This is a genomic window from Microbulbifer mixtoriginis (SeqCode), assembly GCF_052467945.1.
In genome coordinates, this window is the sequence record NZ_CP174328.1 from 3,731,142 (window position 1) to 3,757,649 (window position 26,508).

23 protein-coding genes and 1 other RNA gene are annotated in these 26,508 nt (G+C 54.7%); 11 read left to right on the forward strand and 13 right to left on the reverse strand.

From position 1 onward, the window contains the following. The first annotated feature begins 58 nt into the window (after window positions 1–58). The 4 genes from ACJJIJ_RS16120 to mepK all read left to right on the forward strand — a co-directional run bounded on the left by ACJJIJ_RS16120 (window position 59) and on the right by mepK (window position 5,477). Window positions 59–2,014 (forward strand): L,D-transpeptidase family protein, encoded by a 1,956-nt coding sequence (locus ACJJIJ_RS16120; RefSeq protein ID WP_444937898.1) that lies wholly within the window; start codon window positions 59–61, stop codon window positions 2,012–2,014. 183 nt (window positions 2,015–2,197) lie between these two features. Beyond that, window positions 2,198–3,436 (forward strand): L,D-transpeptidase family protein, encoded by a 1,239-nt coding sequence (locus tag ACJJIJ_RS16125; RefSeq protein WP_252083579.1) that lies wholly within the window; start codon window positions 2,198–2,200, stop codon window positions 3,434–3,436. A gap of 27 nt (window positions 3,437–3,463) precedes the next feature. Then, window positions 3,464–4,624, forward strand: a complete 1,161-nt coding sequence (locus ACJJIJ_RS16130) for a L,D-transpeptidase family protein (RefSeq protein WP_252083580.1) — start codon at window positions 3,464–3,466, stop codon at window positions 4,622–4,624. A gap of 319 nt (window positions 4,625–4,943) precedes the next feature. Then, complete coding sequence (mepK, locus tag ACJJIJ_RS16135; protein WP_252083581.1) at window positions 4,944–5,477, forward strand: peptidoglycan L,D-endopeptidase MepK; 534 nt, start codon at window positions 4,944–4,946, stop codon at window positions 5,475–5,477. A 54-nt stretch (window positions 5,478–5,531) separates the two neighbouring features. Here the strand turns inward: mepK and ACJJIJ_RS16140 are convergent, their stop codons facing one another. After that, window positions 5,532–6,713, reverse strand: a complete 1,182-nt coding sequence (locus tag ACJJIJ_RS16140) for an imelysin family protein (protein ID WP_252083582.1) — start codon at window positions 6,711–6,713, stop codon at window positions 5,532–5,534. Between the two features lie 58 nt (window positions 6,714–6,771). Further along, the gene (locus tag ACJJIJ_RS16145; RefSeq protein ID WP_252083583.1) at window positions 6,772–7,437 is read right to left on the reverse strand and encodes a histidinol-phosphatase; all 666 of its coding nucleotides are present in this window, start codon (window positions 7,435–7,437) and stop codon (window positions 6,772–6,774) included. A 339-nt stretch (window positions 7,438–7,776) separates the two neighbouring features. Here ACJJIJ_RS16145 and ACJJIJ_RS16150 point away from each other — a divergent pair, with 339 nt between their 5' ends. Continuing rightward, window positions 7,777–8,283 (forward strand): RNA pyrophosphohydrolase, encoded by a 507-nt coding sequence (locus tag ACJJIJ_RS16150; protein ID WP_252086035.1) that lies wholly within the window; start codon window positions 7,777–7,779, stop codon window positions 8,281–8,283. Between the two features lie 88 nt (window positions 8,284–8,371). Then, window positions 8,372–10,636: a phosphoenolpyruvate--protein phosphotransferase gene (gene ptsP / locus ACJJIJ_RS16155; protein ID WP_444937899.1), complete on the forward strand. Its 2,265-nt coding sequence runs from the start codon at window positions 8,372–8,374 to the stop codon at window positions 10,634–10,636. 66 nt (window positions 10,637–10,702) lie between these two features. Here the strand turns inward: ptsP and gcvH are convergent, their stop codons facing one another. The 9 genes from gcvH to ACJJIJ_RS16200 form a co-directional block, all read right to left on the reverse strand. Further along, a complete protein-coding gene (gene gcvH, locus ACJJIJ_RS16160; protein WP_252083585.1) occupies window positions 10,703–11,089 on the reverse strand; it encodes a glycine cleavage system protein GcvH in 387 nt (128 codons plus the stop codon). Window positions 11,090–11,156: 67 nt separating this feature from the next. After that, window positions 11,157–12,245, reverse strand: coding sequence for a glycine cleavage system aminomethyltransferase GcvT (gcvT, locus tag ACJJIJ_RS16165; protein ID WP_252083586.1), 1,089 nt, complete (start codon window positions 12,243–12,245; stop codon window positions 11,157–11,159). 202 nt (window positions 12,246–12,447) lie between these two features. Next, window positions 12,448–13,572 carry a CNNM domain-containing protein gene (locus tag ACJJIJ_RS16170; protein WP_252083587.1) on the reverse strand — a complete coding sequence of 375 codons (1,125 nt, stop codon included), beginning with the start codon at window positions 13,570–13,572 and terminating at the stop codon, window positions 12,448–12,450. 253 nt (window positions 13,573–13,825) lie between these two features. After that, the gene (locus ACJJIJ_RS16175; RefSeq protein ID WP_252083588.1) at window positions 13,826–15,877 is read right to left on the reverse strand and encodes a S9 family peptidase; all 2,052 of its coding nucleotides are present in this window, start codon (window positions 15,875–15,877) and stop codon (window positions 13,826–13,828) included. A gap of 428 nt (window positions 15,878–16,305) precedes the next feature. Beyond that, window positions 16,306–17,271: a rhomboid family intramembrane serine protease gene (locus tag ACJJIJ_RS16180; protein WP_252083589.1), complete on the reverse strand. Its 966-nt coding sequence runs from the start codon at window positions 17,269–17,271 to the stop codon at window positions 16,306–16,308. Between the two features lie 136 nt (window positions 17,272–17,407). Then, entirely contained in the window at window positions 17,408–18,646 is a 1,239-nt protein-coding gene (locus tag ACJJIJ_RS16185) for a UbiH/UbiF/VisC/COQ6 family ubiquinone biosynthesis hydroxylase (RefSeq protein WP_252083590.1), read from the reverse strand. An 80-nt stretch (window positions 18,647–18,726) separates the two neighbouring features. Then, complete coding sequence (ubiH, locus tag ACJJIJ_RS16190) at window positions 18,727–19,968, reverse strand: 2-octaprenyl-6-methoxyphenyl hydroxylase (protein ID WP_444937900.1); 1,242 nt, start codon at window positions 19,966–19,968, stop codon at window positions 18,727–18,729. A gap of 66 nt (window positions 19,969–20,034) precedes the next feature. Next, window positions 20,035–21,390, reverse strand: a complete 1,356-nt coding sequence (locus tag ACJJIJ_RS16195) for an aminopeptidase P N-terminal domain-containing protein (RefSeq protein WP_444937901.1) — start codon at window positions 21,388–21,390, stop codon at window positions 20,035–20,037. After that, window positions 21,390–22,031 (reverse strand): UPF0149 family protein, encoded by a 642-nt coding sequence (locus ACJJIJ_RS16200; RefSeq protein ID WP_444882995.1) that lies wholly within the window; start codon window positions 22,029–22,031, stop codon window positions 21,390–21,392. Before ACJJIJ_RS16200 ends, ACJJIJ_RS16195 begins: the two co-directional genes overlap by 1 nt. Before the next feature lie 120 nt (window positions 22,032–22,151). On the opposite strand from ACJJIJ_RS16200, the gene ACJJIJ_RS16205 reads away from it, so the two are divergent. From ACJJIJ_RS16205 to ACJJIJ_RS16220, 4 genes are all read left to right on the forward strand, one after another. Next, on the forward strand, window positions 22,152–22,355 hold the full coding sequence (locus ACJJIJ_RS16205) for a TIGR02449 family protein (protein ID WP_152455364.1): 204 nt from the start codon (window positions 22,152–22,154) through the stop codon (window positions 22,353–22,355). Further along, window positions 22,355–22,684 (forward strand): cell division protein ZapA, encoded by a 330-nt coding sequence (locus ACJJIJ_RS16210; RefSeq protein ID WP_252083593.1) that lies wholly within the window; start codon window positions 22,355–22,357, stop codon window positions 22,682–22,684. The genes ACJJIJ_RS16205 and ACJJIJ_RS16210 overlap by 1 nt, the downstream gene beginning before the upstream one ends. A 72-nt stretch (window positions 22,685–22,756) precedes the next feature. Next, window positions 22,757–22,937: non-coding RNA, 6S RNA (gene ssrS / locus ACJJIJ_RS16215), on the forward strand. A 27-nt stretch (window positions 22,938–22,964) separates the two neighbouring features. Continuing rightward, window positions 22,965–23,543: a 5-formyltetrahydrofolate cyclo-ligase gene (locus ACJJIJ_RS16220; protein ID WP_444882996.1), complete on the forward strand. Its 579-nt coding sequence runs from the start codon at window positions 22,965–22,967 to the stop codon at window positions 23,541–23,543. Window positions 23,544–23,712: 169 nt separating this feature from the next. Here the strand turns inward: ACJJIJ_RS16220 and ACJJIJ_RS16225 are convergent, their stop codons facing one another. Both ACJJIJ_RS16225 and ilvA read right to left on the reverse strand, forming a co-directional pair. Next, window positions 23,713–23,850, reverse strand: coding sequence for a hypothetical protein (locus ACJJIJ_RS16225; RefSeq protein WP_252083595.1), 138 nt, complete (start codon window positions 23,848–23,850; stop codon window positions 23,713–23,715). 245 nt (window positions 23,851–24,095) lie between these two features. After that, window positions 24,096–25,610: a threonine ammonia-lyase, biosynthetic gene (gene ilvA, locus ACJJIJ_RS16230; RefSeq protein WP_444937902.1), complete on the reverse strand. Its 1,515-nt coding sequence runs from the start codon at window positions 25,608–25,610 to the stop codon at window positions 24,096–24,098. A 216-nt stretch (window positions 25,611–25,826) separates the two neighbouring features. On the opposite strand from ilvA, the gene rpiA reads away from it, so the two are divergent. Then, the gene (gene rpiA / locus ACJJIJ_RS16235) at window positions 25,827–26,501 is read left to right on the forward strand and encodes a ribose-5-phosphate isomerase RpiA (RefSeq protein WP_252083597.1); all 675 of its coding nucleotides are present in this window, start codon (window positions 25,827–25,829) and stop codon (window positions 26,499–26,501) included. Window positions 26,502–26,508: the final 7 nt, after the last annotated feature.

Here is a 26,508-nt window from a genome sequence, read left to right on the forward strand (position 1 = left end):
TGGCGTCCGGCATTATCCACAAGACAACACCGGGCCCCTGCAGTATCGCTGAGGTACCATGTCTTACTTCAACCCAGAGCAGCGCAAACGCAAATCATTACTGCCCCTGCTGGTGCTAGGCAGTCTCTGTGTCTCCATCCTCTATTACGCCTTTTCCGCTAACCAGAAAACGGTGCCAGTATTGCCTGAGAATGCAGTACGCCCACATTTGGTGCATTGGCTGGAGGAAAACCCAGACGCATGGCCGGCCCAAGATCCCATTTTCAACCCGGCGGCAGTGCGCAGGATTTACCAGCGTACTAATTATCGCCTGCTGTGGTTTGATAATTACAACCTGAGTGACAGCGCCAATGACCTCCTCAAGCAGCTAACAGCTGCCAGCTCTGGCAATCCAAGCAGCATGGTGGATTATCGTTACCACCTGGGGTACTTCGACCGCACTTTGCGGGACACTCCCCAGCGCCTGCAAATGGCCGCAGTACTGGATATTCTGCTGACAGACGCCTTCGTCTCTTACGCACAAGATACCCAGCTCGACAGAATCACCCCCAAAAGCCGTCCGCGCCGAGGAATTACACCGGTTCTGCGGGAGCACCAAGGATTTCGCATGGTAGCCTTCGGCAATGCCCCACAGCAGGCATCCAACGAGCCCAGCGGACGCAAGTACTTTCGCGGCTATGATCGGGCGCGCATGATCGGCAGTAAACCACGCAGTCGCTACTACTCCCGCGACTACAACACTGACAACCAACGCAGCTCTTCAAGGCCTTCCGACACTCGTCGCTATCGCACGCGCTACAACACCTCCAGTGACAGTGGTTCCTCTGGAACGACGAGAGGCGGCAGCAGGGTTTACTACAATCAGGGCCGCAATAGTCATCCCCAGGAAAGAACCAGGGCAGCTCGCTCAGAAAACAGTGAGGGGCCCTATTTCGAAGAAAACACGCCTTACGGTAGCGACGTCTATGCCCTGCGAAACGAGCTGAAACGCCTGCGCAGAATCTCCGACAGTGGCCGTTGGCGTCCGATACCTCCGGGACCGGTGATGACGATGGGTGCTCGCCACCCCCATGTGGCCCGCCTGAGAGAATTGCTCACCCTCTACGGGGACTATCAGAGCCGCTATAGCTATGGCGGAGGTGACCCCAACCGCTTTGACCGGGGCCTGCATGAAGCGCTATTGCGCTTCCAGAAGCGCCACGGCCTCAAGCCAGACGGAATTGTGGGCCGCGGCACACGCAAGCGACTCAACCTATCCCCCTCAGCGCGAGCAAAAATTGTTGAGATGAATATCCTGCGCAGGGAAGAGCTTCCCGCCAGCCTTGGGGATCGCTTTATCCAGGTGAATATACCCGCGTACCGCCTCCAGTATGTGGAGAACAACCGGGTAAAACTGGCCATGAATGTGGTCGTGGGCAAGAAGAAACACGCTACTCCCGAAATCACCACCCGGGTCAGCAAGGTGGTATTCAACCCCACCTGGACAGTGCCACGCAGTATCCTGGTGAATGAAATTCTGCCCAAGGCACGCAAGAATCCTGCGGGCATGGAGAACATGGGTTATCGAGTCGTCAATGGCAGAGGGGAACACCTGCCGCTGACCGCTAGTAACTTGTCAGCCGCCGGTGCTGGGTCTTTCCTTATGCGCCAGATGGGTGGAGAGGAAAATATTTTGGGGCGAGTGAAATTCGAAATTCCCAATAAACACGATATTTACCTGCACGATACTCGCGCCCGCACTCTCTTCTCTCTCACAGACAGGGATTACAGCCACGGCTGTATCCGCCTGGAAAAACCCCGCCACCTGGCTGAGGCCCTTCTTCGCCCTCAGGGTGACTGGGACCAGTGGCGCATCGACCAGCTCACTGTCGGAGAGAAGACCACCGAGGTCGACTTAGTCCGCTTGGTTAAGGTCTATATCACCTACTGGACTGCCTGGGTGGACGGAAAGGGCCGGCTGAATTTTCGCCCCGATATCTATCGCAAGGATGGTTTGAGCGACAATCAATTTTGAGCAAGTATGGGGCGGCCTTCGGGGCCGTCCCTTAGCCTCCAATAATAACCCCCCATAGTCTTTTTCCTCGGCGCATAGCCCGGATCCATTCCTCAAAATTATTTAGGGCTCAAGAGTCACAAGTTACCAATGTGAGCAGGGTGATCAGTCTCTCTGATCCGATTTCGCTTACTGGGGTGACTTATGGGTGCTGACTATCTCTCCTCCTTGCAGAGCAAATCAATCCACAGTGGCACCATGGCTTTTATATTGGCCCTTGTGCTGGGGTTTGATGGCTCCCCGTCCTTGGCGAGCGCAGGGGCAGACCTTGATTTGCCTGTGCCAGGGAGAGATCCCTTTTCCCCCTATGGCAGACAGTACACTCTCCTCAGTGAGGAACTGGCTCGCTACCAGACACTGGCCGAGGGGGATCATTGGCAACCGCTGGATGGCGGACAGCCAATCACTCCGGGAAGCCGGGGACCGAGAGTAGCTCAGTTGCGCAGTTTATTAATGCTCTACGGCGATTTCCGCCCCAGGGATTTTCCCAGCAAAGGCTCCAAAGAAACACTTACAGGTGACGTCTACGACAAGCCCCTCCAAGAGGCTGTGCGCCGATTCCAGCGCCGCCACGGCCTAAAAGGGGATGCCCTGGTGGATGAGCGCACCCGCAGTCGCCTCAACACTAACCCGGATAAGCTGGTTCGGATTCTGGCAGCCAATATTAAACGCTGGGAAAACCTCCCAAAGGATTTAGGGCCCCGTTATATCGTCGTTAATGTTCCCGAGTTCAACTTGCGCTTGATCGACGACGAGCGCGAGCAATTCCGTATGAAAGTGGTGGTGGGCAAGCCCAAGCACAAGACCCCACAGTTGACCACGCGCATGACACGCCTGGAATTCAATCCAGTTTGGCGAGTCCCCCCCAATATCGCCTTACGGGAACTTCTGCCAAAGGGCAGTTCGGCGCTGAGTGCCAAGGGCTACCGCTTAATCAACCATCGCGGCCGGGCAGTACCTTTCACCCGTGGAAATGTCGCCGCAGTGCGCCGGGGCCAGGTAACCCTGCAGCAAAAAGGAGGGCCGGGAAATGCGCTGGGACGGGTCAAATTTGTGATACCCAACCGTCACGCCATTTACCTGCACGATACCAACAGCAAGCATCTGTTCAAGAAATCTCAGCGTGCTTTCAGCCACGGCTGCATACGCCTGGAAAAACCTCTGAAATTTGCCCGCATGATGCTCGCCCAACAAAATCGCTGGAACAACGCCCGCATTGAGCGAGCGCTGATGAGCGGTCGTACCCATGGCGTAGCGCTGAAAAACCCTTTACCGGTATACATCGCCTACTGGACTGCCTGGGTGGATGAAAACGGCCAACTGCAGTTCCGCCCGGATATCTATCAACGGGACAAAGCCGGAAAAGGAGCCAATCGTGGCTGAGTATCATCAATCTGGTGGGAGTTCACTATGGCTTGGTATCCCCGCCATCTAGGGTTAGCTGCTCTCCTGACAGTGGCCATTGCCTCGGCCGCCTCAATAAGCGGTGGCCAGTCTTCCAAGGGTGCTGCAGCTCTGGATATTGCCCTTATGGGAGACCAGCTGCGCAGCGAAGCCCTGCATTACAGAAACCTAGCCAAACATTGGCGCCCTATCCCCCAGGGTGGCCCCCTGCAAGCCGGGGATAAGAACGAGCGGGTGCTGCAATTGCGCAAACTGCTCGAACTATACGGCGATTATCGTGGACAACCCGGTCCGATATCTTCTCCACAGAAGGACCCTATGCGCTTCGACAGCGCATTGCAGTCGGCACTTGAGCGCTTCCAGCGCCGCCACGGCTTGGTGCCAAGTGGTGTTGCCGAGGGAGAAACCCTCACGGCCCTGTCGGTTTCCCCCATCGAGAGAGCAGAACAGATGGTTAGAAATGCACAGCGCTGGGACAAGCTCCCCTCTCAGAAAGAAGGACGCTATGTGCTGGTAAATGTGCCCAACTACCGCCTGCAATTGGTGGAAGATGGACGTATCAAGCTGGATATGAAAACCGTGGTGGGCAAGAACAGCAGCCGCACACCCAATTTACACACCCGCATTACCAGTGTGGTATTCAACCCCACCTGGACAGTGCCGCGCAGTATCCTCATCACAGAGTTACTCCCCAAAGCACGGCACAACCCTGCAGCCATGCACCGCCGCGGTTATCGGGTCATCCAGTATCGCGGTGGCAAAACTTCCCCGATCACCGATGAAAGCTTGCAGAGGGCCGCAGGTGGCCACGCCACCATGCGCCAGGTCAGCGGGCCAGATAACACCCTAGGTAAAGTGAAGTTCGTTATTCCCAATAAGCAGGCCATATTCCTACACGACACCCAGGCGCAAAGCCTGTTCACGGAGCACCATAGAGCTTTTAGTCACGGCTGTGTGCGCCTGCATCAACCCGAGGAATTGGCCTATAACCTGCTAGAAACCCAGGGGTGGGACAGGACCCGCATCGCCGAGGCCGCAACCGGGGACGAACCTCTAAAAGTAGCCATCAAACCCGCCCCTAAACTCTTTATCGTTTATATGACAGCTTGGATAGACGCCGAAGGGCGCCCTCAATTCCGCCGGGATATTTATCACAGGGATAAATAGGTCAATGCCCCAGGCGCCCCCCAAAAAAGTGCCCCTGCTTTAGGAAAAAACTGAATAGTCGCAAAAAAAATGATTTTTTAAGCTTGCCCACTGAATGACAACGCTGTCTCCTGTTTCTAATGCTAATTCCCCCGCCAGCAGCTACGAGAACGCAATGGGAGTAGCATCCGTAAAAAAATTTACCAGCGAAAGCCTTCAAATATTTCCTAATTAGCAGGTCACAATTTGTAACAAATGGTTATTTTTTGTACATTTTCCGCCGTACCCGGATGCGCTCAATCAAGAGCACACCGAAGAGATTTAACGACGAGGCGGAATTATGAAGAATCCATCCAGACGTCGATTCCTGGCAGTGACCTGCGCAACTGCGGCGGCGGTCAGCGCCGGACCGACTTTCGCGAAAGTAGGTAGCTCCCGCACCCTGAAGATGCGCAACCTGCACACAGGGGAGAAGCTGGAGGCCGCCTACTGGAGCAACGGAAACTACAGCAACGGTGGTTTGAAACAGTTCAATAAGCTGCTGCGGGACCACCGAGCTAACGAAGTGACCCGCATGGACCCGAAACTATTTGATATCGTGTATAAGCTGAAGGAAAAGTTCAATTACACCGGTACCATCGAGATTATCTCCGGTTACCGTTCGCCCAAGACCAATGCGAAGTTACGCGCTGCGGGTCGGGGCGTGGCCAAGCGCAGCTACCATACCCGCGGTATGGCCTTGGATATCCGCATGCCCGGTGTACCCCTGTCAAAACTGAGGCAAGCGGCGCTGAACCTAAAGGCAGGTGGTGTCGGCTATTACCCGAAGAGTAACTTCGTGCACGTGGACACAGGCCCTGTACGTCGCTGGTAAGCTTATAGACATCTCACAAAAAACCCCGGCTATTGCCGGGGTTTTTTATTTCCTTTAGCCCTCAACGGCCGGTAAAGACACCGGCATCACATCCTTCTCCGATACTGGCACCTCTGTGGTACCAGTCATCAAACCTGCCATCCGCTCCAGCAACTTGCGCGCTTTGGCCAACTGCCCAAGCTCTGCCAACTCGAATGGATCCTCCATCTTTAACAATAGGGCCTCAAAATCTGAAAAGGCCTCCTCCAAAGCATTGACCTGATGACGGTCAAGAAGCACCTCGGCCAGACCACCACCTCCGGAGGGGATCCAGTTAGACTGCAAGGTCGCCATAATTGCCAGTAGCGCCTGCTTCGAGTCTGCCGCGCGGCCACTTTCTACATCACTCTCCGAGCCCTCGGGGAGACGGCGCAAAAGCTGCTCATCAATCACCTGGGTATGTGCTGCGCGAATCTGCTGCAATCGCGCTACCGGTCCTAGGGCTAGGTACTCACGGGATAGGTTATTGGCTGAAGTGGGCCAGCGACGTGCCAGCCCGGCCATATCTTCTTCAATCCCCTTGGCAATCAGACTGGTTAGTTCACGGCGACGATTGGCCGCCAGAGCCTCCGGCCTCTCCCCTTCGCTAACTGCCACAAAGTCTTCCGCCATGCGCTCACTTGTGGGGCCCCAGAGCATCACTTCAAGTGCGTGAAAGCCGGTGCTCGCCTCTTCATGTGCAGTGAGGCGATGTTGTTTGCGCAGGTTTGTCAAAGTCAGTTCGATAGCGGTGTCGTTGACGATGCCGCTATCAGAATAACCCGGCACGGTATCCAGATAACCAGGCTGGGCGGGCCAGCTATCGAGTGCCAATAAGAGCTTGCGACCTTGACTGCGCAGGTCCGAGGGCGAAAAAGCCAGTTGGATATAGGGCAAAGTTGCTGCGAACTCGCGGTGCGCATCCAGCCAGGCGAGCCTAGCTTCCTCCAATTGCTCCTCATCGGGCTGGGCAAGCAAGGCATCGACAGCTCTCCGCAACGTTTCCACGGAGGCATGAGCGTGCAATACCTGAGCCTGTCCCGCCTGCCAGATTGCCAGCGAGAGATCCGAGGCCACCTTTTCATCAACCTGTTGGGCCTCTGGGGCACGCTTCTGTTCCTTTAAAGGCTGAGAGGTTCGCTGTTCGCAGCCAACTACGATAACCAGTACTCCCAGCAATAGGGCTGTGGCCAGAGACCGAAGGCAATATCCGTTCACTCACTTCCTCTTTTCATGTTTTCCAAGGCCGCACTTTTCTCTTGGCCAAAATCGCCATTTAGCCCTGATCGCGCAAGCTGATAATTGGCCATCCACGCACTTGCGCCTCTGCTCGCAGTTGGGCATCTGGGTCGACCGCCACCGGATGCTCCACTTCCGTGAGCAGAGGTAAATCGTTGATGGAATCGCTGTAGAACCATTTCTCCCTACCCGTGTATTCAGGGTTTTGCGCCAGCCATTGGCGCAGGCGCAACACCTTGCCAGCCTGATAGCAGGGCTCTCCCACGACACGGCCGGTGAAGTGACCCTCGTGCTCTTCAGGCTCAGTCGCCAACAGGGTATCCACCCCCAGACGGGCGGCAATCGGCTCCACCACAAAGCGGTTAGTGGCGGTAATAATCATGATGTGGTGTCCCTTGCGACGATGTTCACCGATTAGCTCTTGCGCTGCCGGTAGCCACAACTCGCTGATCACCTCCTGCATAAATTCACTTTGCAGATTCTCCAGTTGACCCCGAGAAATTTGTGACAGCGGCTCCAAGGCAAACTCCAGGTAGGCAAAGATATCCAACTCACCCCGCTGGTAGTCCTGATAGAAGCGATCGTTGCTCAAACGATAGCGTTCGCTATCCACATGCTCGCGCTCCACCAGAAACTCACCCCAGGCATGATCGCTGTCTCCGCCGATCAGCGTGTTGTCGAGATCAAAAATTGCCAAGTGCATCGCCAACTCCCCCGTAAACTATAGATTCGCAATGGCTATTTCACCGCCAGGGTAAAGCAACCACCACTAGAGTGGCGGTCGATTTTACCGCGCACTCGCCCCTATCACACGGACTGCGTCACTGAATTGCTGTAAACCCACCTCTGTGGAACAATGCGGGACAAGTAAGTGCAGCGCACGGCCGCACACAAAAGTATTGAGGACGGTATTTTGGGCGACGGCAAACCGGCACCTGCCGGGCGAAGAAACCGCCGTAAGCCTGCCAAGCAGTCAAATCGCAGCGACAACCCCAGTAGCAACAATCGCAACCGGGGACAGGGTGGCGACAACAGCAGCAATATAGACTCAGAGGGCTTTCGCCCCAATGTCGGTATCATTGTGCTGAATGCCCGCGGTCAGGCACTGTGGGCTCGGCGGGTAGGTGGCAAGGACGCCTGGCAATTTCCCCAGGGCGGTATAAATCCGGGCGAAACTCCCGAACAGGCACTATATAGGGAGCTATACGAAGAAGTAGGGCTTACACGCGATCAGGTCAGTCTTATCACCTGCACCCGCGGCTGGCTGCGCTATCGCCTGCCGCAGCGCCTGATCCGCCGGCGCTCTGAACCCCTGTGCATTGGCCAGAAACAAAAGTGGTTCTTACTGAAGTTAGAAGCCGAAGAGTCTTGCATCAGCTTCGACAACGGCTATAAGCCCGAATTTGACCACTGGCGCTGGGTGAGCTACTGGCACCCACTCAGTAAAGTGGTGACCTTCAAGCGCGAGGTTTATCGGCGCGCGCTGGCCGAACTGGCCCCACAACAAATTCAGCTGGAAAGGCGTTGGTTGCGCGAGCGGGGCGAGTAACTCCGCAGCGTCTGCTGCGCTCCAGCACCACCAAGCCCAGGCTCTCCTGGGCCTAATTCATTCTCCGTTGACTGGCGAGGAAAGGCCATTGCTCGGATCTTTGCGCAGTATCGTTCAGGAAGTTAACTCCGCCAGGGACCTGCCGGCGGTGCTTGAAATCATTGTGCGGCGAGTGCGCGAAGTGATGCACACCCGTGTCTGCTCTGTTTACCTTCGCGACAAAGAAACCGGCAACTATGTCCTGATGGCCACCGATGGCCTGCTACCAAGTGCCGTGGGCCAGGTGCAATTAGCACCCGATGAGGGCCTGGTTGGTAATGTGGTCACCCGCGAAGAGCCCATCAATCTAGAAAAGGCCGAGGCACATCCCGCCTACCAATATTTTCCCTCGACCGGTGAGGAGCGATTTAGCGCTTTCCTGGGCACACCGATAATCCACCACCGCGCAGTGCTCGGTGTCCTAGTTGTCCAGCAGGAAGAGCAGCGACGTTTCGATGAAGGTGAAGAAGCTTTTCTCGTCACCCTCTCTGCCCAGCTTGCCGGGGTGATTGCCCACGCCGAAGCCACTGGCATGCTGGCTACCATCCGCCGGCAGCGCCAGGAAACCCACTTCTCCGGTATTCCCGCCTCGCCAGGTGTCGCCATAGGTCGTGCCCATATCGTCACCCCCAGGGCCAACTTGGCTACCGTGCCCTACTCCCTGTGCCTGGACATCGAAGAGGAATTGATTTTGTTCCGGCAAGCGCTCACCTCCGCCAGAGAGGAGATTCGCGAAGTGGGAGAGCATCTCAAAGACGAACTCAACCGCGAAGAGCGCGCACTTTTCGATGCCTATATCAGTATGCTCGACGACGACTCACTCGCCGTAGAGGTTTGCGATCGTATCCAACAACAGCTGAGCGCCCCCAGGGCCTGGGCCGAAGTCATGCTCGAACACGTGCGCCGTTTTGAGGCCATGTCCGATTCCTATTTCCGCGACCGCGCCGCCGACGTGCGAGACCTGGGAGCCCGTGTCCTCACCCACTTACACCAGCAACAGCAGAGCGAGCGCGATTATCCAGACAACACCATTCTGGTTGGGGAAGAGCTCACTGCCGCGGTGCTGGCCGAAGTGCCGCGGGAGAAGCTGATCGGTGCTGTTTCCGTAAAAGGCTCCTCCAACAGTCATATGGCCATCATTGCCCGCGCTATGGGGCTGCCGGCGATTATGGGCGTGCAAGACCTGCCCTACGAAACTATCGACGATGTGGATATGGTGGTGGATGGCTACCGCGGCGACCTGCACATTCATCCTGGCGTAGAGCTCAAACGCCGTTACGACGAGATCGTCGCCGAAGAGCAACAGCTCGCCCACAGTCTGGATCACCTGGCAGAACTACCTGCTGAAACTGCCGATGGACACCGGGTTCACTTGCTGGTCAACACCGGCCTGATGGCTGATGTCACTCGCTCCCTAGAGCGCGGGGCCGAGGGTGTCGGCCTGTTCCGCACCGAGGTCCCCTTCCTTCTGCGCGACCGCTTTCCCTCCGAGGAGGAACAGCGGGAAATCTACCGGGAACAACTCGAAGCCTTTGCCCCCATGCCGGTAACCATGCGCACCCTCGATGTAGGCGGTGACAAAGCACTGGCCTACTTTCCCATTGAAGAAACCAACCCATTCCTGGGGTGGCGCGGCATTCGCGTAACCCTCGACCACCCGGAAATTTTCCTGGCGCAAGTGCGCGCCATGATGAAGGCCAGCCAAGGGCTCAACAACCTGCGTATCATGCTGCCCATGATCAGTGGGCTCAATGAACTCGAAGCCGCACGCAAACTGATCGAAAGAGCCTACCGGGAACTTCTGGAAGAAGATTATGAAATTGAGATGCCGCCGCTCGGGGTCATGGTGGAGGTGCCCTCAGCGATCTATCAGATTCGCGAATTAGCCGAGCGCGCTGATTTCATCTCAGTGGGCAGCAATGATCTGACTCAGTACTTACTGGCTGTGGATCGCAATAACAGTCGCGTTGCCAATATCTACCACGCCCTACACCCCGCAGTGTTGCGTGCTCTGCAAGAGATTGTCAGCACCGCGCACGCTGAGGGCACCAGAGTCGGCATCTGCGGAGAATTAGCAGGAGAACCCGGGGGCGCCCTATTGTTGGTGGCCATGGGCTACGACATGCTGTCGATGAACGCCACCAATCTACCGCGAGTAAAGGCAACTCTGCGCGCGGTACGCCAAGCAGATACCAAGTTACTACTGCAACAAGTGATCCAAATGGATTGTGCTGAGGAAATCGAGCACACCGTCGGCGCATTCCTACATAAAATAGGCCTGAAAGGCATCCTTCATCCAGCAAGTACCGAATAAACACCATCTATAAACAAAAAACCGCTGCCAATAGCAGCGGTTTTTGCACTCAGTGAGCATGAGGAATTAGTCCTCAGACTCCGAGCGATAGGTATCGGCATCCAGCATATTGTCCAGCTCTTTCACATCGCTGGGCTTGATACGGAAAAACCAACCGTCATCGTAAGGAGAGGAGTTTACAGTCTCCGGGGACTCTTCCAGAGTTTCATTCACCTCTACGACCTCACCAGATACCGGGGAGTAGATATCGCTAGCGGCCTTAACAGACTCAACTACACCGGCCTCGTCGCCGGCAGCCAGAGTGCTGCCCACTTCGGGGGTTTCAACATATACCACATCACCCAGAGCGTCCTGGGCATGGTCACTGATGCCGATAGTAACTGTGCCATCCTCTTCCAATCGCGCCCACTCGTGGCTGGAGAGGTATTTTAATTCATTGCGGATTTCGCTCATGCTGTGATCCCTTGATTAAGCATCTGTATATATTGTCTGAATGGTGCTGACACCTGTGGTGCGGCGCTTAAATAACCGATTTGCCGTTGCGCACAAAGCAGGGCTTAACCACCTTAACCGGCTGCAGTTTCTTGCGGATTTCCACTTCGGCGGTATCGCCGACGCTGGCCGGTACCCGCGCCAGGGCGATGGAGTAACCCAGGGTAGGCGAGAAGGTTCCGCTGGTGATGATACCGCGCTCTTCGCTACCGTCCACCATCACATACTGGCCCCCACGCAGAACACCGCGTTCCTCGAGAACCAGCCCGACCAGCTTGTGTTCGATGCCCTTAGCCTTTTCCTCTTCCAGCACTGCGCGGCCGATAAAATTGCGGCTCTCCGGCGCCCAGGCGACGGTCCAGGACATATTGGCGATCAGTGGAGAGGTTTCCTCATCCATTTCATGGCCATACAGGTTCATACCTGCTTCGAGGCGCAGAGTATCCCGCGCACCCAAGCCACAGGGGGCAACGCCAGCCTCGGCCAAAGCACGCCAGAAACCACTGGCATCTTCGCCGGGCAGCATGATTTCCAGGCCATCTTCACCGGTGTAGCCGGTACGCGCCACAAACCACTCGCCGCGGGCCACGCTCTGGAACACTTTCAGCGCATCAATCGCCGCAGTCCAGTCGATGCCCAAAACTTCTTTCGTCTTGCTGAGAGCGTTAGGGCCCTGGATGGCGATCATCGCCAACTGAGGCCTCTCAGTGAGAGTGACCTCAAAAGATTCCGCCTGCTTGTTCATCCAAGCCAGGTCTTTTTCGCGGGTTGCACAGTTTACCACCACGCGATAACCGGGGTCGCGCAGGTAGACGATCAGGTCGTCAATCACGCCGCCCTTTTCATTCAGCATGCCGGTGTAAAGTGCCTTGCCGGGATTGCCATCGAGCTTGGCCACATCGTTGGCCAGCAGGTAGCGCAAGTAGTCGCGGGCGTCAGCGCCATCGACATCGACCACGGTCATGTGGGAGACATCAAACATCCCCGCATCGGTGCGCACCTTGTTGTGCTCATCCAGCTGCGAACCGTAGTGCAGCGGCATATCCCATCCACCGAAATCCACTATTTTGCCGCCCATAGCGACATGTGTGTCATACAGAGGCGTTCTGTTTCCCATTTTAAAATCTCAGTCCGTCAGGTTCCGAAGCGGCGTATTCTAGCGGCTTGGGTACAGACCTTGCCAGCAGGCAATGGCCTGCGACATATCTGCACAGAAGCCTAGCAGCCATCGGAATCAAAACCTGTAGAGCCCGCCGGAGGCCGTCAAAGATTCCGTCGGGGCCACCGGCAGGGAAAGCACAAGCTATCAGGTGTAGAAATTAGCTATCGCGCCCCTCTCGGCCATCACGACCTTCACCAGCCTCCTCAGTATCCTGCTCCTGCTGCGCAGATTCGTCCACCTTGAGACCGTGTCTCTTTGAGCGCCAGCGCCACAGACGCTTGGCCAGCTCCTGGCGATCCGGAGTTTTATCCGCTTCATCGACAATCTCTTCACCGAGCAGAGTCTCGAGAAGATCTTCAAGGGTAACCACCCCTTCCAGGCTGCCGTATTCATCCAATACCGCACTGATCTGCACCCGGCGCGACAGCATTTTCTGGAAGGCCTGATATATAGTGGCGGTTTCCGGTAGCATCAACATTTCGCGGCGGAACTCGGACAATTTACGTTCGCCCTCACCCTTGGCATAGGCGAGCAGTAGTTCCTGTTTAAGTACAAACCCCACCACACAGTCCTGATCGCGGTTTTCATATACCGGGATACGGGAGAAGCGCCCCCTTTCCACCTCCTCGTAGACCTCAGCCAGAGTGGCGTCCTCGGGCAGGGAAAATACCACAGTGCGCGGCGTCATCACCTCGCGTACAGAATGGTCGCGCAGGGTAAAAAACAGGTTGCGCAGAATACTGGACTCACGCTGCTCCAGCTGGCCCTCGGCCTCCCCGATCTCCGCCATAATCGCAAACTCATCGCGGCTGAAGCCCGTAAGGGTGGGTCCGTGCGATAAGCCCCGTGTGAGCCACTCGGACATTTTCACAAAGGGGTAGAGCAACCACACCAGTCCGCGCAACGCGTAGGCAGTAAATGGAGCCAGCTGACGCCAGTAAACCGCCCCTAGGGTTTTAGGGATAATTTCGGAGAACACCAGAATCAACAAGGTGAGGATTGCGGAGGCAATACCCAGATACTGGTTGCCAAAAACCGCTGCAGCCTGGGCACCAGCACCAGCGGCACCAGCAGTGTGGGCAATGGTATTCAGGGTAAGGATCGCGGCCAGGGGCGCATTGATATCCCCTTTCAGCTTGCGCAACAGAGGCCCCGCTTTGTGCCCTTCCCTCTCAAGAAGTCTCACATAGGGCGTGGTGACGCTGAGAATGACCGACTCGGCAATCGAGCACAAAAAGGAAAAGCCGAGAGCGATAAAAATATAGGTAATTAAGAGAAACATATATCCCTGGTTACAGCAGAATTAGAGCTGAATTCTTGCGCACTGTCCGTGACACAACAAGCCCAGAAAGCATCAAAGCCGCAATAAAAATGAATTTAACCGGCCAATTTTCCCTTGAGAGTAAGGTATTGGCTAGAAAAGCGTTTTATCCAGGACTTATTGCGTATACCTGGAGCCTCATGCCGCTACCGACAGAGGCTCCAGGACAAACCAAGTGGAGAGAAAGCCAACTCTCTCTAGTTGCCAACGAGCTTTACTTCGTTACACTGGCAGAGGCTTCGGTGCCTCTATTAGGTGCGGCAAAGCGCTCAACCCACTCACGCACCTGTCCGTACCAGTGCAACGAATTATTCGGTTTTAGTACCCAATGGTTTTCATCGGGATAGTAAATCAGGCGCGATTCAACACCGCGCTCTTGCAAAGTGCGAAACAACTCGAAGGATTGGCCAACCGGCACTCTCAGATCGTTTTGACCGTGAATAACCAAGCTCGGCGTCTTGAATTGAGCCGCATAAGTATGCGGTGAAATTGAGGGGTAAATCTCCGGGCTCTGCCAATATTCGCCAAAGCGAACCCCGTGTACCGAATAATCTGCTGCCAGCATGGAGTAGAGGTTATACACCGGAGCATGAATTACCAGGGCATTAAATGGATGTTCGCGACCCAATAGAATACTCGCCAAATAGCCACCGTAACTGCCTCCCGCTGCCACTAATTGATCCTTGTCTATCCAACTCTGCGATTTAAACCAATCGGCTGCAGCGATGGTGTCGGTATACGGCCGACTGAGCCAGTCTGGATTGATGGAATCTGCAAATGCCTGACCAAACCCGGAGGAGCCATGGAAATTAAACCAGGCGGTAACATAGCCCCAAGAGGCAAAGGTTTGCGCATTCCAGCGAAAATGAAAGGTATCGGTGACGGCATTGTGTGGCCCACCGTGGAGTAACAGCATTAATGGATACTTCTGATTACGATCAAAGCCCGGTGGATAATGCACCCACATCTGTATATCGGCACCTTCCGCTCCGGTAAATGTCACCGACTCGTAAGTTCCCAGATCGACATTGGCAAATAAATCATCATTAAAGCTATCCAGCCGCTCCACTCCCCCATTTCTTGCATCAATACTGACCACCCTTGGCGGATAGAGAAAGCTCTGGTTAATACCTACCAGAGTGCCATCACTGGCAACAGACAAATTACTAAAGTCGGTCGAATCGGTGATTACTCTTGGGTCGCCATTACCGACGGGCAGATAGTAAATTCGCCGAGTGCCCTGGTCGTCGACTGCGGCATAGAGACCACCCCCACTGGGTGCCCAAACCATACCATCCGTGGATCTATCCCATTCCTCATGTAAAACAGTGTTCTGCCTAGAGCGCAACCTGTGTACCACCAGGCGGCGCGTATCACCATAAAAACCCGATATCAGCTGGCGATTAAAGGCTAACAAACGGCCATCCGGTGAAAACTTTGGATTGAAGTCTGGCGCCTCATTGGCCAAGGTCAAATTTCTGGCTTTAGGGGAACCGGGCTCCAGCAGAAACACATCGAAGTCTGGGCGAGTACCACTTTTCTTGGAATCGGCCACAATAGCGAGGTGTGACTCGTCGGGCGATACGTCATAACTTTCTGCCCCCTGGATCCAGTTGGGAAGCTTTAAACCCGTCCTCAAAGTGAGATTTTCTACCGCACCGCCTTTGGCTGGGATTCTGAATACATGCGCCTGCCGCTGCTCATCTATCCAGTTATCCCAAAAAGAAAAAGGCAATGCATTCCAGACATAGGCAGACACCTTTTTCTCTTTTTCTTCCTTAACTCGGCCAGCCATTTCTTCCGGCGCTTTATCCGGCCAAATACGCGAGATAAAATAAAGGTGGTCCCCCACCCACTTTATCGATGAGACACCAGTCGGTACCTCACTCAAACGCACCGCCTCTCCGGGAGCAGCCATAGGCAATATCAAAATTTGCTTGATATCGTCATCACTTCGTTTGCCAATAAAAGCCAAATGTTTACCATCTGGGGAAAATACCGGCTCCGAAACACTGAGCCCAACAGCCGTTAATGGCCTTTGGATATCACCATCAGTAGAGAGCAACCACAAGCGGGTTTCCCCCTTATCCTGTTCAAGATCAAAAGTTGTCACAGGGGCTACTACCTGATCACCAGAGGGAGAAATCACTGGAGTGCCCACGCGCTTTATTTTCCAAAGCACTTCGGCTGACAAGCGCTGAGCCTCTTTAGCTCCAGCAGCCATTGTTAGTAAAAGCGAGGATATCAGTACGAAAATACATCTCATAAGAGTTCCTTCCTGGATTTATTGATATTTTCGGAGGTATATGGGGAACGCTTAGGGCAAGGCGGCGAGAGAGAAAATACCGACTCTTAATCTCAACATTAACAGTCCATGCCTAATGCTGAGTAACAATACAGAGAGATATTTTATGCCTTTTATGTCAAACGCACCCTGGGGAGGATAGAGTACGCAATTATCCACTGGCCCACTATTCCAACCAGCTCTCAGGCCACTCAGCTCGTCTCAATCAATAAGGAAATAAAGGCTGAATCAGACCAATTCATTGGAACAAAGATTGGGTACTTTTTGTTAATTTTTCCATCCTGAGCCTGAATTCAGATAAACATTAACGATCCTTATAAGACATTTCGATAACCATAAGAGATCGCACTACGCGATAATGGATTATCATCTCGCTATATTTAAACTCTCTACGCGGAGGCAAATCGTCGCGGACCTCCTAATGCGCTGTACACAAGAGCAATTATTAAGCCACTGAGTAACCCACCGATATGAGCGGCGTTAGCTATCCCAACTCCAGTTAATAGAGTCACAACACCCAGAGCGCACAATAACAGCCACACCAGGGCTACAGTGAGAATTCCTGCAGGTATATCCCGCCACAGAGGCTGAAAACGCTGTAAAACCAAGGCGAAACCGACCAAGGCATAAACGACGCCAGACATACCTCCAAAACGAATCCCAGGCTGCCAAAAATACTGGGCCAGATTGGAGGCGGCGGCGCCGAGTAGCACCAATACAACAAATAAAATACTGCCACCACGGGCCTCTATTGGCCTGCCCAGAATCCAGATTCCCAGGGCATTAAACAGTGCATGGGGTAGGGAGAAGTGCACAACTGCTGGTGTGAATATTCTCCACCATTGCCCCCGCTCCAAATGCCAGGCCAGTGAGGATTGTGAAAAAGAGTCCGCAGCATTTGGATCGGGGTAAATTAATAAGCCACTGGATAAATTATTAACCTGTAAAAACCAGCCGAAAAAACACAGCGCAATTAATAAAAGGCTGAGTGGAGTCCTGTCCAACGGAAAACTTGGCAGGACAGAGACCGCATCACTGTGTTTTTTACCGGGATTATCCCCTGTATTTCCAAGCTGGCTGTCAGTTTCAGCCGCAGAGGTTTGCCCCCCTTCACTGCCAGACTCTCGCTCCTCTGCCCTCTGCATTTGTACCTGATCGAGATCCAGCTCACCAGAATCCCAACGCTGCAGTAGAGGCTTAAGCATTTCTGCCAAACTAGCATCAGGGCAGAGTAGTAACTGCTGATTTTTTTCCTCGGTGATACGCAAAGGTAACTGGTGGCGCTGGATAAACCGCGCCAGCGCACCAAGATCCTTGGAGAGGGGGAAACTGTAAACAAAAATCCACTGACTCAATTCGGGAAACCCTTAATTCCGGCTTGTGCTACGGAGGTAAATTATCAGCTGGCAGGCAGGCTGCTCTAACGGTTTTATTGATATACCCATCGGCCAGCTTTGGTCTGGCCGATGGGTAATTTAAGACAGATCCGATTTAAACCGCCATAGCCCGCAGGATAATACGCTTCTTTAGCATGGGACTGGCGTCCACCATACTCAAGCCGGTATTACGCAGCCAGCGCCAGTGCAAATCTCCAGCACCAAACAGGGATTTAAAGGCGCTCATGGCCTTTAATGTCGAGGCATTATCTCCACGGCGGCGGCGTTCATAGCGCGCCAATACCGAGGTATGTGCCGGCTCCAGGCCGCGTGACAAAGCGCGATCTATTTCATCGGTGAGTACGCGTACGTCTTGGAAGCCCAGGTTAACCCCCTGCCCCGCAAGTGGGTGAATACTGTGAGCGGCATCCCCAACCAGCACCGCACCGGGTCCGTGGTAGCGCTCTGCATGGCGCGCGCGCAGGGGGAAAGAGAAACGCTCACTGACGGATTCCACTTTACCGAGGCGGCTCTCAATGGCCTTTTCAAGATTGAGGGCAAACGCCTGGTCATCCAGCATCAGTAATTCACGCGCGAGAGAATCATCCGCCGACCAAACCACGGCACAGTGGTTGTCGTCTCCGAGACCGGCCATCGGCAAGAAGGCCAAAGGGCCGCTTTGCATGAAGCGTTGCCAGGCGGTGTGTCGGTGGGACTTCTCACAGCGGGCTACACAGACCAGAGCGGTCTGGTGGTAATCGGTTTCCTGGCAGCGGATGCGCAATAAATCACGGACCTTGGAACGAGCCCCATCAGCGCCGATCAGCAGGCGTGTTTGCACTATCTCAGCCTGCTCGCGCAAACCTTCGACCCCATCATCAGACTGCTCGCCCCGCGGCTGTAAATGCCAGAGTCCACAGTCGCGCCACCAGCTCTCCAAGCGGAAGCTGTTAACCAGCTCAACATTGGGCAGGGCCTCTAGCCGCGCGCGTAAAGCGGCGACGATAATATTGTTCTCGACGATATGTCCCAGATTGGGCAATTGCACATCGCGGCTGTTAAAGCGCACCGAACCAGTACCATCAGCATCCCAAACGCGCATCTCCACGTAGGGGCAGGCCCGTTGCGCGGAGATATCCTCCCAGGCTCCAACCTCTTCGAGCAACTCACGTGACGCCTGGGTAAGCGCCACAACCCTCGGCTCGTAGCTATCGGATTGCTGCACAGTGGTCTCTGGAGAAGCCTCCAACAGTGCCAAGCGCATATTTGGGTGGCGCACAGCGAGCAGCGCCGCCTGAGCCATACCCACCATTCCCGCGCCGACAATGGCAAAGTCCAAACGGTGTCTATTCATATCTAGCCAATTCCACTGTTGTGCCAAATTTAGCGCCCATCGCGGTGCAACGCTTGAAATCCCGCCATTTTGGCTTGGGGTTAAAGCCCAAATCCTGCCGCCTGCCCGGCAAACTGCTGCCGCAGTGGCGGTACCAGTGTAAGGCCAAGCATCCCCAGTTGGCGTACTACTTGCTGGAAAGGGTTAGCCGAGGAAAACAATGCCGGGATTCGGTCACTGAAACCTACGGTTAACTGCTGGTCGAGCCTTCGGTTTTCCCCATAGGCCGCCAGCCACTCCAGCTGCCCCACTGAGCCACTCTGCACTTGCGACCGCACCAGTGACTGGGCCAGGGCATAACAATCGCGCAGGGTCAGGTTAAACCCCTGACCCGCCACCGGGTGCAAGAAGTGGGCACAATTACCCAACAAAACCAGGTTACGACGCCACTGTTCACGAGCCAAAGAAAGACTGAGAGGATACCCTTGTAGGGCCCCAGCTCTGATAAATCGACCGGCTCGCCACCCAAATTGCTGTTGCAAGCGCTGCAAGCGCTGCTGCTCTGGCAGCGCACAAACTACATCGGCCTCCTCTTCGGCACAGGCCCAAACCACAGCGGCGCGGTGTACTCCCTCACGACGAGGTAGAGGCAACAGCGCCATGGGGCCGGATGCAGTGAAGCGCTCATAGGCAACGCCATCGTGATCCCGTTGTAGAGCAACAGTAGTGACCAACGCCCTCTGTTGGTACTTTACTGTGTCAATTTCCATGCCCAGCTGCTTGCACAGCGGTGAATCGACACCGTCAGCAACAACCAACAGGTCACATTTCATTACATGTTCCGAACCGCCATCCACGGCTGTCCAACGCAAGTTAGCGCCCTCATTATCCATCTGCACCGAAGTTACCCGAGCTGGGGAGATAAGCCTGACCGCAGTGTCATTTAGAGCATTGTGCAGGATGGGCCCCAGCGCCGCATTTTCGATGACTGCTCCCAGCATTCCAGCAAAACTGGCCTGCTTCTGTGCGCCTGCAGAGAGGGCCGCGCCAAAGGCATGGCCGCGATCACTCACCTGGATACGTTTGATTGGAGCACTGTACTCCCGCAGTGCCGGCCAGAGACCCAGCTGCTCAAACAGCTGCAGACTGCCGGCAGCAATCGCTGTGGCGCGGGTATCAAAGCTGGGCAATTGCACACTAGCTGAGGCATTGTGCAGAGACCTCTGCTCCAATAACTGGACGCTGAGGTGAGGACAGAAATGTGCCAGCATCAGTGCCAGACTGGCGCCGGCCATACCACCACCAACAATGGCCACATCTACCCGCTCTAGCGGCTCACTCATGGAAACCTCCCCTTACCCAGTGGTCTGAATAGCTCTGCCCACTGAATAATAAAATCTCAAATTAAATTAGCGGGTCAGTAAATCCCGCCCATGGCGCATGGTGTACTCAATGTCTGCCACGGCTTTTGGAGCACCCTCAGACAAAACCCTCACACCTTCGGCAGTGAGCGCGACATCGTCTTCAATACGAATCCCCATACCGCGAAATTCCAGAGGTATGCGATCATCGTTTGCCGGAATATAAATACCGGGCTCTATAGTCATCACCATGCCCGCTTCCAATTGCCGCCAAGCGCCCTGTACCCGATAGTCGCCCACATCGTGGACATCCATACCCAACCAGTGCCCAACACGGTGCATATAAAAACGCTGATAGGCACCCGAATCTATCAGTTCACGAAAGTCTCCTTGCAACAGCCCCAAGTCCAGCAAGCCGCGTGTGATTACCTCAACACTGGCACCATGAGGCTGATCCCAGTGGTTGCCGACACAAACCTGCTCCATTGCTGCCGCCTGCGCCGCCAAGACGATTTCATACACTGCTTTTTGCGCATCACTAAAACGGCCATTGACCGGATAGGTTCGGGTAATATCGGCGACGTACCCCCGGTATTCACAACCCGCATCGACCAATACCAAGTCGCCATCGCGCATCCGTGCCTTATTGCTGCAATAGTGCATAATCAGGGCATTGCGACCGCTGCCGACTATTGTCGGGTAGGCAGTTTCCCGGGCACCAGCATCCATAAAGCTATGTAAGAGAGCCGCCTCCAACTGGTATTCGTAAAGTCCCGGCTGGCAGCGCAGCATGGCGCAGTGATGTGCAGCAGCGCTAATTTCCCCTGCACGGGCCATCAAATCCAATTCTCGTTCGCTCTTGAGCAGGCGCAGCTCACGCAACTGATAATCCAGGTCGAGCATTTCCGGCACTCCCTTGCTGGAGGGCGCCTCCTGTATCACCTGTAGATAAGCGCGCAGCCGTCGATCCAAATGGGCATAGCGCCCCATAGGGAAGTAAATACGCTCTCGCCCTTCCATTAATCCGGGCAGAATATCGTCGAGGTCGCCGATGGGAAAAGCATCCGAAAGACCAAATTGAGCTACTGCGCGTTCTGGTCCCAGACGTGGCCCATCCCAAAGTTCCTTTTCTTTATCGCGCTCGCGACAAAACAGCAACGTGTCTCCCTGACTGCGGCCGGGTAGAAGCACCAGTAATGATTCCGGCTCATCGAATCCGGTTAAGTAGAGAAAGTCGCTGTCCTGTCGAAAAGGAAAGTAGGTATCGCGGGAGCGCAGCTGTTCCCCAGCCGATGAGATAATCGCCAGGCTATCCGGGGCCAACCCCGCCATAAGCCGGGCGCGTCGCAGGGCATATTCCGACCCGCTAATCAGCGGATCTTTTGCGCTTTCGCTGCCGCTCATCAGTGGACGGTGGGGCCGCTGCCGGAGTGGCTGCCGCGCACTTCGGTAAATATGTTGAGCACCGCAACCCGCACATACTCCTGCAACTCAATTAATTGCTGTTCAGCTTCTTCACTCTCTTCAACGTGATCGGCATCCACTTGGGAGATAGCTCCAATATCTTTGAGCGCCTCTTCACTGGTGGGCTGCATCTTTACTTCTGCTCCACCGATGCCAAACCCGTGTAAAAAACCCTCACACCAGTGCCCCAGGGCCAGAGTGCGGCTGACAATATCTTCATCGTCGCAGAGGAGCAGCTGAAAAGAGAAATCCGATCCACCCAGCTGCTTGCGGCTTTCCTCCGCCAATTGCAATAAGTCCCGATCCAGATCTGCGGGTACCGCCTCAAGGTCGAGCAACTCCGCCAGTTCTTTTTGCCAGCGTTTTTTATCCGGTTCGGCGCCAGCAGCCAACACGCCACAGGTAAAGCCGTGTAACTCACTCGGGTCCACCTGACCACCCGCGGAGAGAATGGCATTGGCGAGCTGCTCAAATCGGTTGTTTTCTGAAGTCATGATTACCGCACAGTTTTTCTTAATCGGGATGGATTCGATGCGCTGCGGTGGCAGCAGCAGGCATGAGAATCGGGGTTCTAAGGACAATTTTGTGATTGTCCACGCAGGTGGAGCGATTGACCCACCATTTCGCCGGCAATATAGTAGCGGAATCCCTCGCAGTCTGTCGTGTTGCGAACTCAGACGTAGACCTCAAACGCAGGAAATATGGATAAGCTGCAAGCGTTAGAAAGCACCGTGGATTCACTGATCGCCCGCTGCCAACAGCTGGCAAATGACAATCGTGAACTGCGCCGGCAGGAAGCCGACTGGCTGCGCGAACGCCAGCGCTTAATTAAAAATAATGAGGCCGCCCGTTCGCGGGTTGAAGCCATGATTAATCGTCTCAAAGGGCTTACGCAAGAATCCTGATGGCAGACTCTGCATTAACTTCTGAAACCGTCACCGTTTCCATTCTCGGCAAAGAGTACCGCGTTGCCTGTGCCGACGGCGAGCGTGCGGGACTACAGGCTTCCGCTCAATTACTTAATGAGCGCATGTCTCGAATCCGAACCACCGGCACCGTTATTGGCGTAGAGCGTATTGCCGTGATGGCCGCGCTCAATATTGCCCACGAACTTATCCAAGCGAAAGCGGAATTAAGCAGTATTCCCCTGCAGAAAGAAATCCTGGAACGGCTTCAAAATAAGATGCAAAACGCCCTGGGGGATACCGACCCAGAAAGCGAGGCCCAGTCATAACTTTGCCAGCAGTGCCGCAAAACATCCCAATTTGCGGTTAACAGCCCCCCTTTCAACAAGTTATAATTAGTACATACCCTGGGGTGTTGGCCAGCAGACTATGTCCTTGAGCCGATAATCTTACCCTGGTGGTTTCCAGCGGGTGCTGGTGTGCAGGTCCGCCATGCAGCGGAAAGCCTTATGTACCCCGGAGACTGCCACCTTGAACCTTACGGTTCAAGGCTCCGTCTACAGCCGCACACTCGGGGTTGCCATTTCTTTTTCTATACTCCCCCAATTCATGAGCGAAAATAAAACGCAGCTGCGACGGCGTATGCGCGCGGGGCGGAGGCAGCTTAGTGCCTACCAACAGCGTCTGCATGGCCGCTCTGCCATCACTTTGCTGAACCGAATTCCGCAGATGAAGCGCGCCCTCCATATTGGTATTTACTGGCCAATGGATGGTGAGTTAGATGTTCGCCCTCTATTGCAACGCTTTCCCAAGAAGCGCTTCTACCTGCCAATACTACCAGTGGAACCACACCCACACCTGGGCTTCAAGCAGTGGAATGGCAGCCCGCTACCTTTTCGAAACCGTTTCGATATTCCTGAGCCAGTGCGAAGCCCCAGCCGAGCCGCAGGCATATTAGACCTAGTGCTGGTACCACTGGTGGCGTTCGATCCTAATGGCGCCCGTCTGGGGATGGGCGCGGGTTTTTATGATCGTACCTTTGAACACAAACAACTGCTGCCCGGTAGTGGGCCACTGCTAATTGGCGCCGCCCACCAATTGCAATGTGTGGATCAGCTGCCAACGGATAACTGGGATATTCCTCTCGATATGGTGGTGACAGAGAAGCGTATCTATCGTTGCCGGTAATTCGTGAGCAGCAACTCTCTGACAAACATCACATAATGCCAAAGTTTTTGAGCACTCAACGGCCTATAAAAAACTAGCTAGGCGCAAAAGCACAAACAAAAAAGGCCGGACACCATAGGTATCCGGCCTTTTTTGTTGTGCTTGGGCAGAGCGCCCCCCCGGCATCAGCCTAACGGGTAACCACTCCCTCTTGCAGAGCAGCAGGCGGTTCTTTTTCCGAGGCAAATACCTCGGTCAAACCACTAGTACTCAGCAGAACGCCCGCGACAAAGACAACCACGGCGATTGTCAGCGCATCGGCTTTCATTGGGACCATCCTGTACGATCAATTTTTTTGTTATATGCGTTTCACCCCGCTTATGACCTAAGCCATAGCAAAAGTTCCACGACAAAAGAAGATACTGAACAATCGTCGGAATAGTAACCGTTTATTGAATAATTTCTGCGTTTTTTGTCGCATTTTTGCTCAAGGGGGTTCGACAAAACTTAAACCCTGGTCTACTCAAAAAGAAAGTGAAGAGATACCTTTCTCGCCATGCCCCCAAATTGGGATCAGCTACCCAGAAAGAAGCTGTAAGCGGGATTTTCAGTTTCATCCCAAAAGGGAAACTGCAGTTGCTCCAACAGATCCAATAACTCCTCGCGCTCAGAGGGCTCAACCTGCATACCCGCCAGAACCCGGCCGTAAGCGGCACCGTGATTGCGGTAGTGAAACAGGGTGATATTCCAACGGCCCGCTAATTGCTCGAGAAATTTCCGCAGCGCACCGGGGCGCTCCGGAAACTCAAAGCGGTAGACCACCTCGTGGCACAAGCCCGGAACTCTCCCACCGACTAAATGGCGGATATGTAGTTTGGCCATTTCATTATCGGTGAGATCTGTCACGCTATAACCTTTGCGCTCCAACTCTTCTACCAACTGGCTGCGGTCGCTGCCGGCAGAAACCTGCAAGCCGACAAAAATATGCGCCTCACCATCACCTGCATAACGGTAATTAAACTCGGTGATAGCACGGTCCCCAAGATCGCGACAAAAGCGCAGGTAGCTGCCCGGTCGCTCTTCAATACGCACGGCCAGCACCGCTTCGCGTTTCTCACCAATTTCTGTGCGCTCACTGATATAACGCAGCCGGTCAAAATTAATATTGGCGCCACTACACACCGTCGCCAGAGCCACATTGCGGCCACCACTCTGCTCTGCATATTTTTTTAAGCCGGCCAAGCCTACTGCCCCGGCCGGTTCGGCAATTGAGCGAGTGTCTTCAAAAATATCCTTGATCGCCGCGCAAATTTCATCGGTACTCACCGTGATCACATCATCCACTGTTTCGCGCAACACACGGAAGGTCTCCTCGCCAATTTGTGCCACCGCAACGCCATCGGCAAACAACCCTACCTGCGGCAAGCGGACACGCTCACCACTCTTCAGGGCCGCTTTAAGACAAGCCGCCTCCTCTGGCTCCACGGCATAGACACGAGTCTCCGGCCTCACATATTTAATGTAAGCCGCCATGCCCGCAGCAAGCCCGCCGCCGCCTACCGGGATAAAAACCGCCTCGAGATTACCCGAATGCTGGCGCAATAACTCCATGGCTACGGTGCCCTGTCCGGCGATCACATCCGGATCGTCATAAGGATGTACAAATACCAAGTCGCGTTCATGCACCAGCTGGCGGGCACGGCCGGCCGCCTCATCAAAAGTATCCCCGTACAGCACCACCTCAGCACCGCGCATACGAACGGCGCTGACCTTAATTTGCGGGGTGGTCTTTGGCATCACAATAGTCGCGCGCACCCCCAATTGTGCGGCACCCATTGCCAACCCCTGGGCATGATTTCCCGCAGAGGCGGCAATTACTCCGCGCGCACGTTGCTCCGGGGGCAGTTGCAGTAACTTGTTATAGGCGCCTCGAATCTTGAAGGAAAAAACCGGCTGCAGGTCTTCCCGCTTGAGCAAAATTCGGTTGCCCAGACGGTGGGACAACTGGCGCATTGGCTCCAAAGGCGTCTCAATGGCGACATCGTAAATGCGCGCGTCTAAAATGCGCTTGATATAGGACTTGGGCATGGCGTGTATCAACTGCCGTTGCGGTTAATTTCTGTGCGCGACTCAGGCAAGCGTAGTAGCAGGAGTGGGCGGTCATGGAGCCGCCGCAAGCGCAACACCGGCAGGCCAGTCTAAGCCTTGATCAGCATAATTGCCATTTTTTTAGATTTATTGCGCTTTTTTTTATCGAAAGAAATAGATAAAGCAGAAATAATTGCACAGGAAACTATCCAGCGTATGACCCAGGATGAACTGAAGCAGGCTACTGCTCGCGCCGCCATCGACTATATCTCCCCGCGCCTGGAGGCCGATTCCATCGTCGGCGTCGGCACCGGCTCCACAGCCAATTTCTTTATCGACTACCTGGCAGAGATCAAAGGCCAATTTGACGGCACCGTCGCCAGCTCTGAAGCTTCCGCACAGAGACTCAAGGCCCACGGTATTCCAGTCTATGAACTGAATAGCGTGGATGGCATGCAGTTTTATGTGGATGGTGCCGATGAGACTAATCCCGCCCTGGAGCTGATCAAAGGTGGCGGTGCGGCCCTGACCCGCGAGAAAATTGTCGCCGCCTGTGCTGAGGAATTTGTTTGTATTGCCGATGACAGTAAGTGGGTAGAGACTTTGGGCGACTTTCCCCTGCCGGTGGAAGTCATTCCCATGGCCCGTTCGCTGGTAGCCCGCGAGCTGGTAAAGCTGGGGGGAGACCCTGTCTATCGCCAGGGTGTGATTACCGATAATGGCAATGCCATCTTGGATGTGTATAACTTGAAGATTGAGCAACCCAAGGACCTGGAAGACGCTATCAACAATATCACTGGCGTTGTCACTAACGGAATCTTTGCCAAGCGCCCAGCGGATGTGCTGCTGCTCGGCACCAGCTCTGGAGTGAAAACCATCACCGCTGGATAATCTAGAG

Coding starts and splice junctions, on each gene's coding strand:
- ACJJIJ_RS16120 (WP_444937898.1), top strand. CDS start 59: ATGTCTTACTTCAACCCAGAGCAGCGCAAACGCAAATCATTACTGCCC.
- ACJJIJ_RS16125 (WP_252083579.1), top strand. CDS start 2,198: ATGGGTGCTGACTATCTCTCCTCCTTGCAGAGCAAATCAATCCACAGT.
- ACJJIJ_RS16130 (WP_252083580.1), top strand. CDS start 3,464: ATGGCTTGGTATCCCCGCCATCTAGGGTTAGCTGCTCTCCTGACAGTG.
- mepK (WP_252083581.1), top strand. CDS start 4,944: ATGAAGAATCCATCCAGACGTCGATTCCTGGCAGTGACCTGCGCAACT.
- ACJJIJ_RS16145 (WP_252083583.1), bottom strand. CDS start 7,437: ATGCACTTGGCAATTTTTGATCTCGACAACACGCTGATCGGCGGAGAC.
- gcvH (WP_252083585.1), bottom strand. CDS start 11,089: ATGAGCGAAATCCGCAATGAATTAAAATACCTCTCCAGCCACGAGTGG.
- gcvT (WP_252083586.1), bottom strand. CDS start 12,245: ATGGGAAACAGAACGCCTCTGTATGACACACATGTCGCTATGGGCGGC.
- ACJJIJ_RS16170 (WP_252083587.1), bottom strand. CDS start 13,572: ATGTTTCTCTTAATTACCTATATTTTTATCGCTCTCGGCTTTTCCTTT.
- ACJJIJ_RS16175 (WP_252083588.1), bottom strand. CDS start 15,877: ATGAGATGTATTTTCGTACTGATATCCTCGCTTTTACTAACAATGGCT.
- ACJJIJ_RS16185 (WP_252083590.1), bottom strand. CDS start 18,646: ATGAATAGACACCGTTTGGACTTTGCCATTGTCGGCGCGGGAATGGTG.
- ubiH (WP_444937900.1), bottom strand. CDS start 19,968: ATGAGTGAGCCGCTAGAGCGGGTAGATGTGGCCATTGTTGGTGGTGGT.
- ACJJIJ_RS16195 (WP_444937901.1), bottom strand. CDS start 21,390: ATGAGCGGCAGCGAAAGCGCAAAAGATCCGCTGATTAGCGGGTCGGAA.
- ACJJIJ_RS16205 (WP_152455364.1), top strand. CDS start 22,152: ATGGATAAGCTGCAAGCGTTAGAAAGCACCGTGGATTCACTGATCGCC.
- ACJJIJ_RS16210 (WP_252083593.1), top strand. CDS start 22,355: ATGGCAGACTCTGCATTAACTTCTGAAACCGTCACCGTTTCCATTCTC.
- ACJJIJ_RS16220 (WP_444882996.1), top strand. CDS start 22,965: ATGAGCGAAAATAAAACGCAGCTGCGACGGCGTATGCGCGCGGGGCGG.
- ACJJIJ_RS16225 (WP_252083595.1), bottom strand. CDS start 23,850: ATGAAAGCCGATGCGCTGACAATCGCCGTGGTTGTCTTTGTCGCGGGC.
- ilvA (WP_444937902.1), bottom strand. CDS start 25,610: ATGCCCAAGTCCTATATCAAGCGCATTTTAGACGCGCGCATTTACGAT.
- rpiA (WP_252083597.1), top strand. CDS start 25,827: ATGACCCAGGATGAACTGAAGCAGGCTACTGCTCGCGCCGCCATCGAC.